This is a genomic window from Actinotalea sp. Marseille-Q4924 (assembly GCF_916618755.1).
Taxonomy (GTDB): domain Bacteria; phylum Actinomycetota; class Actinomycetes; order Actinomycetales; family Cellulomonadaceae; genus Actinotalea.
Window position 1 is genome coordinate 11773 of record NZ_CAKAKB010000002.1, and the last position, 13505, is coordinate 25277.

General features: G+C 75.7%; 14 protein-coding genes. 11 read left to right on the forward strand and 3 right to left on the reverse strand.

The features are described 5' to 3' along the window. Nucleotides 1-21 precede the first annotated feature (21 nt). The 4 genes from hutU to LG379_RS04395 all read left to right on the forward strand — a co-directional run bounded on the left by hutU (nt 22) and on the right by LG379_RS04395 (nt 5099). Nucleotides 22-1665, forward strand: a complete 1644-nt coding sequence (gene hutU / locus LG379_RS04380; RefSeq protein WP_225753374.1) for a urocanate hydratase — start codon at nt 22-24, stop codon at nt 1663-1665. Nucleotides 1666-1672: 7 nt separating this feature from the next. Continuing rightward, nucleotides 1673-3046, forward strand: a complete 1374-nt coding sequence (locus LG379_RS04385; RefSeq protein ID WP_225753375.1) for a formimidoylglutamate deiminase — start codon at nt 1673-1675, stop codon at nt 3044-3046. Further along, nucleotides 3043-4257, forward strand: a complete 1215-nt coding sequence (gene hutI / locus LG379_RS04390) for an imidazolonepropionase (protein ID WP_225753376.1) — start codon at nt 3043-3045, stop codon at nt 4255-4257. The genes LG379_RS04385 and hutI overlap by 4 nt, the downstream gene beginning before the upstream one ends. Before the next feature lie 113 nt (nt 4258-4370). Next, on the forward strand, nt 4371-5099 hold the full coding sequence (locus tag LG379_RS04395) for a hypothetical protein (RefSeq protein WP_225753377.1): 729 nt from the start codon (nt 4371-4373) through the stop codon (nt 5097-5099). 9 nt (nt 5100-5108) lie between these two features. Here LG379_RS04395 and LG379_RS04400 read toward each other — a convergent pair whose 3' ends face one another. Then, nucleotides 5109-5681: an MOSC domain-containing protein gene (locus tag LG379_RS04400; protein ID WP_225753378.1), complete on the reverse strand. Its 573-nt coding sequence runs from the start codon at nt 5679-5681 to the stop codon at nt 5109-5111. A gap of 258 nt (nt 5682-5939) precedes the next feature. Between LG379_RS04400 and LG379_RS04405 the strand changes: the two genes are divergently transcribed. The 4 genes from LG379_RS04405 (at nt 5940) to LG379_RS04420 (ending at nt 9395) form a co-directional block, all read left to right on the forward strand. After that, the gene (locus tag LG379_RS04405) at nt 5940-6110 is read left to right on the forward strand and encodes a hypothetical protein (RefSeq protein ID WP_225753379.1); all 171 of its coding nucleotides are present in this window, start codon (nt 5940-5942) and stop codon (nt 6108-6110) included. A 156-nt stretch (nt 6111-6266) separates the two neighbouring features. Then, nucleotides 6267-7214: a DUF808 domain-containing protein gene (locus tag LG379_RS04410; RefSeq protein ID WP_225753380.1), complete on the forward strand. Its 948-nt coding sequence runs from the start codon at nt 6267-6269 to the stop codon at nt 7212-7214. Between the two features lie 60 nt (nt 7215-7274). After that, nucleotides 7275-8834, forward strand: a complete 1560-nt coding sequence (locus tag LG379_RS04415) for a protein kinase (protein WP_225753381.1) — start codon at nt 7275-7277, stop codon at nt 8832-8834. Between the two features lie 99 nt (nt 8835-8933). Beyond that, nucleotides 8934-9395, forward strand: coding sequence for a VOC family protein (locus LG379_RS04420; RefSeq protein ID WP_225753382.1), 462 nt, complete (start codon nt 8934-8936; stop codon nt 9393-9395). A 22-nt stretch (nt 9396-9417) separates the two neighbouring features. On the opposite strand, the gene LG379_RS04425 is transcribed toward LG379_RS04420, so the two are convergent. Beyond that, complete coding sequence (locus LG379_RS04425) at nt 9418-9795, reverse strand: VOC family protein (protein WP_225753383.1); 378 nt, start codon at nt 9793-9795, stop codon at nt 9418-9420. A gap of 19 nt (nt 9796-9814) precedes the next feature. Next, nucleotides 9815-10168 carry a VOC family protein gene (locus LG379_RS04430; protein WP_225753384.1) on the reverse strand — a complete coding sequence of 118 codons (354 nt, stop codon included), beginning with the start codon at nt 10166-10168 and terminating at the stop codon, nt 9815-9817. Between the two features lie 59 nt (nt 10169-10227). Between LG379_RS04430 and LG379_RS04435 the strand changes: the two genes are divergently transcribed. The 3 genes from LG379_RS04435 to LG379_RS04445 all read left to right on the forward strand — a co-directional run bounded on the left by LG379_RS04435 (nt 10228) and on the right by LG379_RS04445 (nt 13486). Continuing rightward, nucleotides 10228-10662: a VOC family protein gene (locus tag LG379_RS04435; protein ID WP_225753385.1), complete on the forward strand. Its 435-nt coding sequence runs from the start codon at nt 10228-10230 to the stop codon at nt 10660-10662. Nucleotides 10663-10712: 50 nt separating this feature from the next. Beyond that, a complete protein-coding gene (locus tag LG379_RS04440) occupies nt 10713-11765 on the forward strand; it encodes a hypothetical protein (protein ID WP_225753386.1) in 1053 nt (350 codons plus the stop codon). A gap of 77 nt (nt 11766-11842) precedes the next feature. Continuing rightward, the gene (locus tag LG379_RS04445; protein ID WP_225753387.1) at nt 11843-13486 is read left to right on the forward strand and encodes a DNA polymerase ligase N-terminal domain-containing protein; all 1644 of its coding nucleotides are present in this window, start codon (nt 11843-11845) and stop codon (nt 13484-13486) included. Nucleotides 13487-13505: the final 19 nt, after the last annotated feature.

Here is a 13505-nt window from a genome sequence, read left to right on the forward strand (position 1 = left end):
CGTCCGCCGAGAGGAGCCACCATGACCGTCCGCGCCCCGCGCGGCACCGCGCTCACCGCCCGGTCCTGGCAGACCGAGGCGCCGCTGCGGATGCTCATGAACAACCTCGACCCCGACGTCGCGGAGCGCCCCGAGGACCTCGTGGTCTACGGCGGCACCGGCAAGGCGGCCCGCGACTGGCCGAGCTACCACGCCATCGTCCGCACGCTGACGACGCTCGCCGACGACGAGACGCTGCTCGTCCAGTCCGGCAAGCCGGTGGGCGTGCTCCGGACCCACGAGTGGGCGCCGCGCGTCCTCATCGCCAACTCGAACCTCGTCGGGGACTGGGCGACCTGGCCGGAGTTCCGGCGGCTCGAGGCGCTCGGGCTGACGATGTACGGGCAGATGACCGCGGGCTCGTGGATCTACATCGGCTCGCAGGGCATCCTCCAGGGCACGTACGAGACCCTCGCCGCCGTCGCCGCGAAGCGCTTCGGCGGGACGCTCGCCGGCACGCTCACGCTCACCGGCGGCTGCGGCGGGATGGGCGGGGCGCAGCCGCTGGCGGTCACGCTCAACGGCGGGGTGTGCCTCGTCGTCGACGTCGACCGGGCGCGCCTGGAGCGCCGCGTGCGCGACCGGTACCTCGACGGTGTCGCGACCGACCTCGACGAGGCGGTCGCCACCGCGCTGGCCGCGAAGGCCGAGCGGCGCGCCCTGTCGGTCGGCGTGGTCGGCAACAGCGCGGCCGTGGTCCCCGAGCTGCTGCGGCGCGGGGTCGAGGTCGACGTGGTCACCGACCAGACGTCCGCGCACGACCCCCTCGCCTACCTGCCTCTCGGCGTGGACGTGGCCGACTGGCACGGCTACGCGACGGGCAAGCCCGAGGAGTTCACCGAGCGGGCGCGGGAGTCCATGGCCCGCCACGTCGAGGGCATGGTCGGTTTCCTCGACGCCGGTGCGGAGGTGTTCGACTACGGCAACTCCATCCGCGACGAGGCCCGCCAGGGCGGCTACGACCGGGCGTTCGCCTTCCCGGGGTTCGTGCCGGCGTACATCAGGCCGCTGTTCGCCCAGGGCAAGGGTCCGTTCCGCTGGGCCGCCCTCTCCGGCGACCCCCGCGACATCGCGGTGACCGACCGGGCCGTCCTGGACCTCTTCCCCGATGACGACCACCTCGCCCGGTGGATCCGCGCCGCGCAGGAGCGGGTCGCGTTCCAGGGCCTGCCGGCGCGGATCTGCTGGCTGGGCCACGGCGAGCGCGACCGCGCGGGCCTGCGGTTCAACGAGCTCGTCGCGGCCGGCGAGATCACCGCCCCGGTGGTCATCGGGCGCGACCACCTCGACTCGGGCTCCGTGGCGTCGCCGTACCGGGAGACGGAGGCGATGGCGGACGGCTCGGACGCGATCGCCGACTGGCCGCTCCTCAACGCCCTGGTCAGCACCGCGTCGGGCGCGACCTGGGTGTCCGTCCACCACGGCGGCGGGGTCGGGATCGGGCGGTCCCTGCACGCCGGCCAGGTCAGCGTCGCGGACGGCACGGGCCTCGCGGCCGCCAAGCTCGCGCGGGTCCTGGCCAACGACCCGGCCACCGGGGTCCTGCGCCACGCCGACGCCGGCTACGACGACGCCGTCGCGACGGCTGACGCGCACGGTCTGCGACGGCCGATGGCCGAGGGATGACGCCGCCGTGACCCCGCCGTCGGCCGCGTACTGGTGCGAGCGCGCCTGGCTGCCGGACGGCGTCGTCGTGCGGGTGCGGGTGGAGGTCGCGGACGGCCTGATCCGCACGGTGCAGGCCGGCGCCGACCCGCGACCGGGTGACACGCGCCTGCCGGGCGTCGTCCTCCCGGGGCTCGCGAACGCCCACTCCCACGCGTTCCACCGCGCGCTGCGCGGCTGGACGGACGGCGCGCTGCCCGGCCCGACGGACGGCGCCCTGCCCGGCGGGCGCGGCGACTTCTGGTCCTGGCGTCGGCAGATGTACGCGCTCGCGGAGGCCCTCGACCCGGACGGCTACCACGCCCTCGCCCGCGCCGTCTTCGCGGAGATGGTGCTGGCGGGCGTCACCGCCGTCGGGGAGTTCCACTACCTGCACCACCCACCCGGCGGCGGCCGCTACGCCGACCCCAACGCCATGGCCGCGGCCCTGCGCGCGGCGGCGGAGGAGGCCGGGCTCCGCCTGACGCTGCTGGACGCGTGCTACCTCACCGGTGACCTCGGCGAGCCGCTCACCGGGGTGCAGCACCGCTTCGGGGACGGGGACGCCGCCGGCTGGGCGGAGCGCGTGGACCTGCTCCGGCCGGACGCCGGGTTCCGGGTCGGTGCGGCCGTGCACTCCGTGCGCGCGGTCCCACGGGAGCAGGTCTCGGAGGTCGTCCGCTGGGCGGGGGAGAAGGACGCCCCGCTGCACGCCCACCTGTCGGAGCAGCCGGCGGAGAACGCGCGGTGCCGCGCCGCCTACGGCCGCACCCCGGCGCAGGTCCTCGACGACGCCGGCTTCCTCGGCCCGGGCAGCACGGTGGTCCACGCGGTCCACGTCACCGACGACGACGTCGCGCTCGTGGGTCGGTCGGGCACCACGGTCTGCCTCTGCCCGACGACGGAGCGCGACCTCGCCGACGGCATCGCGCCCGCCGGCGCGCTACGCGACGCGGGCAGCCCGTGGTGCGTGGGCACGGACCAGCACGTCGCCGTCGACGTGCTCGCCGAGGCCCGCGCGGTGGAGATGCACGAACGCCTGGCGACCGGCCGGCGGGGGACCTTCTCGCCGGCCGAGCTCGTCGACGCGGCGACCGTCGCGGGACACCGGTCGCTCGGCTGGGCCGACGCCGGCGCGCTTGTGGCCGGCGCCCGGGCGGACCTCGTCGCGGTGCGGACCGACAGCGTCCGCACCGCCGGGTCGGACCCCGCGCAGGTCGCGCTCGTGGCGGGCGCCGAGGACGTCCGCACGGTGGTGGTCGACGGCCGCGTCGTCGTCGACGACGGGGTGCACCGGCTGGGCGACGTCGGACGCCTGCTGGCCGACGCCGTCGGCGCGGTGCGCGCCCGGGCGGACCGGTGACCGGCCCCGGGACGCCCGCTGTGCCCGAGGGCGACGGCGTGGCGGGGGCGCCGTCCGCGACGCTGGTGACGGGCATCGTGGAGCTCGTCACGAACGACCCCGCCCGCGGCGGGACGGTCGGGCTCCTGCGGGACGCCGCCGTCGTCATCGTCGGCGACCGCGTTGCATGGGTGGGGCCGGCGGCGCACGCGCCCGACGCCGACCGACGGGTCGACGTCGGCGGACGGGCGGTGGTCCCCGGCTTCGTGGACTCCCACACCCACGCCGTCTTCGCCGGCGACCGGGCCGGGGAGTTCGCGGCCCGCATGGCGGGCGAGCGGTACGACGGCGGCGGCATCGCCTCGACGGTCGCCGCCACGCGCGCCGCCGACGACGACGCCCTGCGCGCCGGCCTGCGCCGCCTGCTCGCGGAGATGCGCGCCCAGGGCACGACGACCGTCGAGGTCAAGAGCGGGTACGCCCTCACGGTCGACGGCGAGGCCCGCCTGCTGCGGCTCGCCCGGGAGGCCACCGCGGAGACGACGTTCCTCGGCGCGCACGTGCTCCCGCCCGAGTACGCGCGCGACCGGGCGGGGTACGTCGAGCTCGTGGCGGGGCCGATGCTCGCCGCCTGCGCGCCGTCCGCCCGGTGGGTCGACGTCTTCTGCGAGCCCGGGGCGCCCACGGCGTTCGACGCGGACGAGGCGCGGCACGTGCTCGGGGCGGGCACCGCCGCCGGTCTCGAGGCGCGCGTGCACGGCAACCAGCTCGGGCACGGGCCCGGTGTGCGCCTGGCGGTCGAGACCGGTGCGGCGAGCGTCGACCACTGCACGTACCTCGACGACGACGACGTGGCCGCCCTGAGCGCCGGGCGGACCGTCGCGACGCTCCTGCCGCTCGTCGAGCTGAGCACCCGCTCGCCCTACCCGGACGCGCGCCGGCTCCTCGACGCGGGCGTCACCGTCGCCCTCGCGACCGACTGCAACCCCGGCACGTCGTTCTCCACCTCGATGCCGCTCGCGATCGCCCTGGCCGTCCGCGAGATGCGGATGACGCCCGCGGAGGCCGTGCACGCCGCGACCGCCGGGGGCGCGCGGGCGCTGCGCCGCGACGACGTCGGCTCCCTCGTCGTCGGGGCGCGCGCCGACCTCACCGTCCTCGACGCGCCGTCGCACGTGCACCTGGCCTACCGCCCGGGCGTACCCCTCGCGCGGGCGCTCGACCTGCCCTGACCCGAGGACCTTCGGACCTCGCGTCGTGCGGGTGCCGGGTCGAGCCTCGTCCCTGGGGAGCCGTGCCGCCGACCCGCCGGGGGACCGCCGCACCACCCGGGAAGGGGGGCGTCATGCACCGGGTCGGAGCCGCGGAGGTCGTGCCGGACGTGCGTCGGTACCGGGGCCTGGTCCTCACCGGCGCGTGGGTCGCCCTGGCGAGCGTGGGGATGATCGTCCTCCAGGTCGGCATCTACGTCGTCTGGCCGCCCCCGACGACGACGGCCGGGTTCTTCGCCCTGCTGCAGGAGGACCCGCTGCGGGGGCTCGTCGCCCTCGACGTGCTCTACGTCGTGTCGAACCTTCTCGCCTACCTCCTCTACTTCGCGCTCGCGGTCGTGCTGTGGCGCGTGAGCCGGTCGGGCGTCGTCGTCGCACTCGCGTTCGGGACGCTGGGCATGGCGGCGTACATGGCGTCCCCGCGAGCGGTCGAGATGCTGACGCTCGCCCGGGCCTACGGCGAGGCGGACGAGGCCGGTCGCGTGGCGCTCCTCGCGACGGGCGACGGCATGCTCGCGACCTGGATGGGCACGGCTTTCGACGTGTACTACTTCTTCAACCTCGTCACGCTGCTCGTCCTCGCCGTGCTCGTGTGGCGCTCGGACGTGTTCAGCCGGGCGACGGCGACGTGGGGGCTGGTCGCCGCCGTCCTCATGGCCGTGCCGTCCAACTTCGGCGCCGTCGGCCTCGTCTTCGCGCTGGCGTCGCTGGTGCCGTGGTCGGTGTTCGCCGTCCTCGTGTGGGCGCGGCTGCGGTGGCTGGTCCGGGTGAGCGACCGCCAGGACGCCGCCGTCCTCGTGTGAGCGTGCGTCCTACGGCAGTCGCGACGGGAGCCGGCGCACGGCCTGGCCCGCTCGCGACGGGTCGAGCGGCACCGGGCTGACGAGCGCTGCGGGGCCGCGGTGCAGGGTGCCGCCGGTCACGGGCATGCACCGGACGCCGCCACGCCCTCGCAGCGCGGCGTGCGCGCCCGGTACCAGCACCCGGTCCATCCAGGCGCAGGGGTTCGCGGGCCGCCCGACGCGCAGCCGCACCGCGGACCCGCCGGACTCGAGCACGACCTCCTCGCCGAGGAGCGGTGCCAGCTCGGCGCCGCGGAGGACGACGTTGCGGCGCGTCAGGAGCGGGTCGAGCGCTCCCGCACCGAGCTCGGCGGCGACGGCCTCGAGGGCCTCCGCCGCGAACAGGGTCACCGCGGCGTCCATGTGCGCGGCCTTGCCGAAGAAGCGGTCGCCGACGATGCCCTTGCCCGCCACGACCTCCGCGCGGTCGGCGTCCGTCGTCGGGACCGCGACCGCACCGTCGCGCGGGCGGCCGAAGTACGCGTGCTCGGAGGACACCAGCAGGTGGAGGATCTCCACCGGGTAGCGGTGCGGCGCCGTCATGCCGGGGACTCTGCCACAGCGCCCGACCGACCCCGGCAGCGCTCGACTGACCCTGGCCGGCACCCGTCGTGACCGATCCGCCGGATCGGTCCGGATGGTCCCCGGTCGGAGGTCCCAGGGGGCGTCCCGCTGCAGGTGGGACGCTCGAGGTGCGGTCCGGCACAGGCGCCGACCGCCGACCTCACGGGGCGCGACCCGCCCCCGCGGCCGAGGACAACGGCCACCCACCATCGTGGCCGGCGAGGTGCAGGAGACCCCGTGCACGAGATCTATCTCAAGATCAGCGAGAACCAGACCCGCGACATCGAGCGCAGGCTCCAGCGGCGGCTCGCTGCCGAGGAGCGCGGCCTCCTGCGGGACCGCCCGCGGCACCGTCGCCTCCCGCACCTGCCGCCCGCGCTGCACCGGCACGGCCACGCCCGCGGCTGACCACGCGCACCCCGACGCCCCTCGCCCTACCCTGGGCCCTGCCGGTCGGGACCGGCGACCCCCCGGTGACCCACCGGCGGGTCACGGCGACGCACCGCGCAGCAGCGCGGCGGACGAGACACCGCGCTGCACGAGCGCGGAGGACGAGGGGCACCCGTGGCGGGCGGTCTGGCGGCACTCCTGGACGACATCGCGGTGCTCGCGAAGCTCGCGGCGGCGTCGGTCGACGACATCGGCGCGGCAGCGGGCCGGGCGAGTGCGAAGGCCGCCGGCGTCGTCATCGACGACACCGCGGTGACGCCCCGCTACCTGCACGGGTTCACGGCCGACCGGGAGCTGCCGGTCATCCGCCGCATCGCCCTCGGATCGCTCCGCAACAAGCTGCTCTTCATCCTCCCCGCGGCGCTGCTGCTCAGCCAGTTCCTGCCGTGGCTGCTCACCCCGATCCTCATGCTCGGCGGCACCTACCTCGCCTACGAGGGCGCCGAGAAGGTCTACGAGCTGGTCACCGGGCACGCCAAGGAGAAGAAGGCCCTCCCCGCCGCCGCGCAGGGCCCGGACGCCGAGAAGGCGATGGTCGGCGGTGCGATCCGCACCGACTTCATCCTGTCCGCCGAGATCATGGTCATCGCCCTCAACGAGGTTGCTGACGAGCCGTTCGTCAACCGGGCGCTCATCCTCGTCGTCGTCGCGCTGGGCATCACCGTGCTGGTCTACGGCGTGGTCGCCCTCATCGTGAAGATGGACGACATCGGGCTGCGGCTCGCCGAGACGCGTCAGGGCGCCGTCGCGGCGTCCGGCCGCCTCCTGGTCCGTGCGATGCCCAAGGTCCTCGCCGTGCTCTCCACCGTGGGCATCGTCGCGATGCTGTGGGTGGGCGGACACATCCTCCTGGTCGGGGTCGACGAGCTCGGCTGGCACGCGCCCTACGACCTGGTCCACCACTGGGAGGAGGCCGTCGTCGGTGTCGGCGGCATCGGCGGGTTCCTGGCGTGGCTCGTCAACACGGCGGCCTCGGCGGTCATCGGGCTCCTCGTGGGCGCCGTCGTCGTCGCCGTGCTGCACCTGCTCCCGCGTCGCAAGACCGCCGCCGCGGCTCACTGACGGACTGCCGGGCGCGAGCCCGTCTCGTGGTGCGGGCGTGCCCGGGTGAGGATGGTGACCATGGCCCTGTCAGGACGGTACGAGCTGGTGCACCGCATCGGCGCCGGCGGGATGGCGACCGTCTGGGAGGGGCGTGACACCGTGCTGGGGCGCGCGGTCGCCGTCAAGGTGGTCGACCTGGCCGTCGCGGACGACCCGGCGCTGGGGGAGCGGCTGCGGAACGAGGCGGTGACCGTGGCCTCGATCGCCCACCCGGACGTGGTCACGGTGTACGACGCGGGGGTCTCCGACGGCGTCGCCTACGTCGTCATGACGCTCGTCGACGGCCAGGACCTCGCTGCCGTGCTCGCCGAGCGCGGGCCGCTGCCGGTGCCCGAGGCCCTGAGGATCGGCGCGCGTGTGGCGGGTGCGCTGGCCGCCGTCCACGCGGCCGGCGTGGTGCACCGGGACGTCAAGCCGGCGAACGTGCTCCTGCACGGCGACGACGTCACGCTCGTGGACTTCGGGATCGCCAGCGTGGACACCGCCCAGGCGACGCTCACCGCGGCCGGGACGGTCATCGGCACGGCGCACGCGATGTCGCCGGAGCAGGCCCGCGGTGAGCAGGCCACGCCCGCCAGCGACGTGTACGGCCTGGGCTGCCTGCTCACCGCAGTCCTCACCGGCGCCCCGCCCTTCGAGGCGGAGTCGGCGGTCGCCGTGCTGCACCGCCACCTGGAGGACGAGCCGCCGTCGCTGCGCTCGCGACGCCCCGACGTGCCGGAGGCCGTCGACGGCGCCGTCATAACGATGCTCGCGAAGGACCCGGCGGCGCGGCCGACCGCGTCCGACGTGCGGGACCGCCTGGCCGCCGCCGCGGACGGGCCCGACGGCGCCGCCACCGTGGTGCTGCCCTCCGCCGGCGGTGGCGCCGCCGCCACGACGCCGCTGCCGTCCGACGGCACCCGCGTCCTGCCGGCCGGCGGGGCTGCCGGCGTCGCGGGTGCCGCCGGCGTCGCAGGTGCTGCCGGCCTGGCCGGAGCCGCAGGAGCCGCCGGAGCCCGCAGGACCACTGCGGTTCGCCCGCGCCCGGCGCCCCGGCCGGTCCGCGGCGGGCAGCGGACGCGGCGCTCGTCGTGGGCGTTCCCGCTGGGGCTGGGCGCCCTGGCGATCCTGGGGGTGGGCGTCCTCGCGATGGCGCTCACCGGCGGGGCCCCGGGGGCCGACACCGCTGGGCCTCCGTCGGCGACGCAGCCGCCGGCCGAGCAGGCACCGGCGGAGCCGCCCGCGGAGGAGCCGGCGGCCGAGGAGCCGCCCGCCGAGGAGCCGCCTGCCGAGCAGGCGCCCCGGGATCCGGCGACGCTCATCGCCGCGCTGGGTGGGGACTCGCAGAAGGACCTCGCCGAACGGTGGGAGAAGCTGGCCGAGGCCCTTCAGGAGGGTGAGGGCGACAAGGCCGGCGAGCGGCTCCGCGAGGCGCTCGAGAAGGTGGACGAGCTCGAGCATGAGGGACGCGTCGCGGCGCAGGAGGCCGAGCTGCTGCGCGCCGCGTTCCTCGCGGCCGCACCGGGGGTGGACCCGTCCGGGGGCGAGGGCGACGGCAAGGGCAACGGCAAGGACGACGACAAGGACGACGACTGACCCACGGCGCGGCCGACGACCGAATGGCCTCGGGTGCCGGATCCGTCGACCCGATGAGATCGACCCGATGAGTCAGGGCATCCCCGACGGTCCAACCAGATGACAGCTCGACCGACGACCCAGGAGGCGACCGTGCCCGTCCAGATGAACCCCTACCTCAACTTCCGCTCCGAGGCCCGTGAGGCGCTCGGGTTCTACGCGTCGGTGTTCGGCGGCGAGCCCACCGTGAGCACGTTCGGCGAGATGGGCATCGGTGACGGGGAGGAGGCCGACAAGGTGATGCACGGACAGCTCGCCACCGCGGCTGGCTTCGTCCTCATGTGCGCGGACACGCCGTCGTCCATGGACCGCGAGCCCGGGACCTCGTACGCGGTGTCCCTCAGCGGTGGACCGCAGGAGGACGAGGAGCTGCGACGGTTCTGGGAGCGCCTGACCGAGGGCGCGCAGGTGCAGGAGCCGCTCGTCACGGCTCCCTGGGGTGACGCGTTCGGGATGCTCACGGACCGTTTCGGGGTCCGCTGGATGGTCAACATCGGTGCGGGGGAGACGAGCGAGGGGTGAGGACGGCGGTCCGCTTCCCTGGTCAGTCGAGAGGGCCCCGGCACAGGCAGAAGGGGTGGCCGGCCGGGTCCGCGTAGACCTGGAAGACCTCGTCGCGGGTGAGCGGGTCGTCCGCCGCCTGGAGCAGCCGCGCGCCGAGATCCAGGGCGCGCTCGTGCGCGGCCGCCAGGTCGTCGACCCACAGGTCGAGGTGGATCTGCTGCTGCTGGTCGCCGCCCGGCCAGACGGGTGGCACGTGGTTCGGCGCGTGCTGGATGCCGAGCCGCCACTCCCCGTCGACGACGATGCTGTGCCAGTCGTCCTCCGCCTCGACCGTCCCGTCGAGCAGCTGGGCCCAGAAGGAGCTCTCGGCGTCGAGGTCAGGGGCGTCGAGCACCACGATCGTGCGGAACACGCGCATGGCTGCATGCTCCTCCGCGTCAGGCCGTGGCGCCACCGTGGTCGAACAGGCCGACGGTGTTGCCCTCGCTGTCGCGCACGTACACCCAGCGGTCCTTCTCGCCCAGCGGCTGGATCTCGCCGACCTGCTCCCCGCCGTGCTCGACGGCGAGCGCGACGGTCTGCTCGATGTCGTCGACCGTGAAGACGACGGTCGGGTGGTCCAGGCCCGACCGCTTGTGGATGTCCCCGCCGATGCCGCGCTCCGACGGCGGCAGGATCATCCCCATGTCGTCGTCCCACCGCTCGTAGCGGAAGCCGAGGACCCGCTCGTAGAACTGCCGGGCGCGCTCGACGTCGTCTGCCGGGATCTCGAAGTGCTCGACGTGTGCCATGGCCTCACCCTCCCAGGTGGCTCCTGTCCCAGGTCAAGACCCCGACGTACCGTTCGGGCATGGAGCAGCGCATCAGCGTCGTCACCCTCGGCGTGCGGGACCTGGAGCGGTCTCGGCGGTTCTATGCGGCCCTGGGGTGGCGCGGCCAGGAGGTCGAGGAGACGGTCTTCTTCCAGGCCCTCGGGCAGGCCGTCGTGCTGTGGAGCCGCGAGCGGCTGGCGGCGGACGCGGGAGTCGAGGACGACGGCACCGGGTTCGGGGGCGTCGTCCTCGCGCACAACGTCCGGACGCGCGGGGACGTCGACGGTGTCGTCCGCCGGGCGGCCGCGGCGGGCGCCACCGTGACGCGGGAGCCGGCGGAGACCTTCTACGGCGGGTACGCCGGGTGCTTCCGGGACCTGGACGGCCACGTGTGGGAGGTCGCCTGGAACCCGGGACTGCCGCTGGACGACGCCGGGGCGCTCACCGTGCCGACCTGGGGCGACCCCGGCTGACGACGAGGGCGCGCAGGACCGTCGGCACGACCGCGGACAGGGAGGGCAACATGGCGGACGAGGAGCACGGCGCCGGCGCGACGCTCGAGGGCGTCGCCGACGCCCTCTACGCCCTGCCGCTGGAGGAGTTCACCGCCGCGCGCGACGCACGCGCGAAGACGCTGCGCGCCGCCGGCGAGAAGGAGCTGGCCCGCGTCGTCGCCGCTCTGCGACGTCCGACGACGGCGGCCTGGGCGGTGAACCAGCTCGTCCGCGCGCGCCGTGACGAGGTGGAGCAGCTGCTCGAGCTCGGGGCGGCGCTGCGTGACGCGCAGGAGGCCTTCGCGGGGGAGGAGCTGCGCGAGCTCAACAGGCAGCAGCACCGGGTGATCGCCGCGATCCGGCAGGAGGCGCGGGCCGTCGCGGCGCAGGCGGGCCAGCGGCTCACGGAGACCGTCGGTCGGCAGGTCGAGGCGACGCTCCGGGCCGGGATGGCCGACGCTGCGGCCGCGGAGGCGGTGCGGTCCGGCCTGCTCACGTCGGACCTGGAGAGCACCGGCTTCGAGCCGGTGGACCTCGAGGGCGCCGTCGCCGTCCCGCCTGTGGCGGGCATCCCGGGCGGCCGTGCTCCTGCGCGGTCCGCCCGACGGTCCGACGACGCCGTGCCCACGACGTCGACGCGACCGGGGAGGCAGCGTGGCGCCGCCGCCGAGCGGGTGGACCGCGATGCCGACCGGTCCGCCGAGCAGCGCCGTCGTCGGCGCGCGCAGGAGGAGGCGGAGCGGCTCGAGGAGGAGCGGCGCCGGGCGGAGCGCGAGCGGGAGCTGGCCGAGGCGCGCGCCCGGGCGGACCAGACCGCCCGTGCGCGGGACGACGCGCAGGACCGGCTCGCCGCGGCCGAGAGGGCCGTGGAGGAGCTGGACCGCCTGCGCGAGGAGCTCGCCGCGCGGCTGGCGGAGCTCCGCGCGGCGCTCGACGCGGCCCAGGCCGACGACGACGCCGCGGCGCGCGACCTCGGTCACGCGGCCGACGAGCGCGACCGGGCCGCACGCGTGGCCGAGGAGGCCCGACGGGACGCAGACGAGGCGCGCACGGTCCTGGAGCGGCTCGAGCGCCGCGGCTGACCGGCGCCTCTCGGGCGGCGCGGCGCGGCGTCGTCCGCGACGCTGACCACAGGACCGGTCCGGAAGGAGGTGGTGGGGTGGACGCGCGTCGTCGTCGTTCGCGTGCTGCACCGACGGGCGGGCTCGACACCTACCGGTCGATGCGCGACTTCGAGCGCACGCCCGAGCCGGCCGGTGCGGCGACGGAGAGGCCGTCCGAGGGCGCGCTGCGGTTCGTCGTCCAGCGGCACCGGGCCCGGCGGCTGCACTACGACCTGCGGTTCGAGATGGCCGGCGTGCTCGCGAGCTGGGCGGTGCCGCGCGGCCCGACGCTCGACCCGACCGTGAAGCGGATGGCCGTGCACGTCGAGGACCACCCCCTCGAGTACGCCGCGTTCGAGGGCGTCATCCCCGCCCGCGAGTACGGCGGAGGGGACGTCATCGTGTGGGACCACGGCACCTGGGAGCCGCACGGCACGGACGACCCGGTCGCCGCCGTCGCGGCGGGCGAGCTGCACGCGGAGGTCCACGGCGAGCGGCTCCGCGGCCGGCTGGTGCTCGTGCGCCGCGGCGACCCCGAGCCCGGCGGGAAGGAGCAGTGGCTGCTCCTGCACAAGCGGGACGAGCACGCCGTCGTCGGCTGGGACGCGGAGGACCATCCGACCTCCGTGGTGTCCGGCCGGACCAACGAGGAGGTGCTCCGGGACCCGGAGCGGCTGTGGCGCTCGGACCTGCCCGCGGCGGAGGCGTCCGTCGAGCTGAGGCCCCCCGTTCCCCCATCGCCGGCAGCGCCGCCCGGGCCGAGCGAGGACGAGCTGGCGGCGCTCGACGCGATGGGCGCCGCCGGGACCTGGGAGGTGCTCGGTCGCAGCCTGCGCGTGACGAATCTCGACAAGGTCCTCTTCCCCGGTCGGGACGGCGCGCCACCGGTCACCAAGCGGGAGCTCGTCCGCTACGCCGCGCAGATCGCCCCCGTCGTGCTGCCGTACCTGCGCGGTCGCGCGCTGAACATGCACCGGTACCCGAACGGCGCCGACCGGCCGGGTTTCTGGCACAAGGAGCTGCCGGACCACGCGCCGGGCTGGCTGCCGCGCTGGGACAACCCCGAGGCCGACGAGGGGGAGACGACGACGTACCTCGTCGTCGACGAGCCCGCGGCGCTCGTCTGGGCGGCGAACTTCGGGGCGCTGGAGTGGCACGCCTGGACGTCGCCGACGACCGAGCCGCACCGTCCCACCTACGCGTTCGTCGACCTGGACCCCGGGACCACCACCGGCTGGGAGGACCTGCTCGTCCTGGCCCGGCTGCACCGCGACGCCTTCGCGCACCTCGGCGTGCGGGCGTACCCGAAGCTCACGGGGCGCCGTGGCATCCAGGTGTGGGTGCCCATCGCGCCGGGACCCGGGTTCGACGAGACCCGGGCCTGGGTGGAGCGCGTCTCGAAGACCGTGGGTGCGGTCGTGGCGGACCTCGTGAGCTGGCGCTGGGAGGTGCGCGAGCGCGGTGGTCTGGCGCGTCTGGACTACACGCAGAACGCGATCAACAAGACCCTCGTCGCCCCGTACAGCCCCCGCCCCCCCGGCGCACCCGTCTCCGCCCCCATCACCTGGGACGAGCTCGACGAGCCGTGGCTGCGGCCGGACGCCTTCACCGTGCGCACCGTGCTCGAGCGGCTCGCGGAGCGCGGGGACCCCTTCCGGGGCGTCCTGGCGGCGGACCAGACGCTCCCGCGGCTGGCCTGACCGCCGCGCCGAGGGCCGG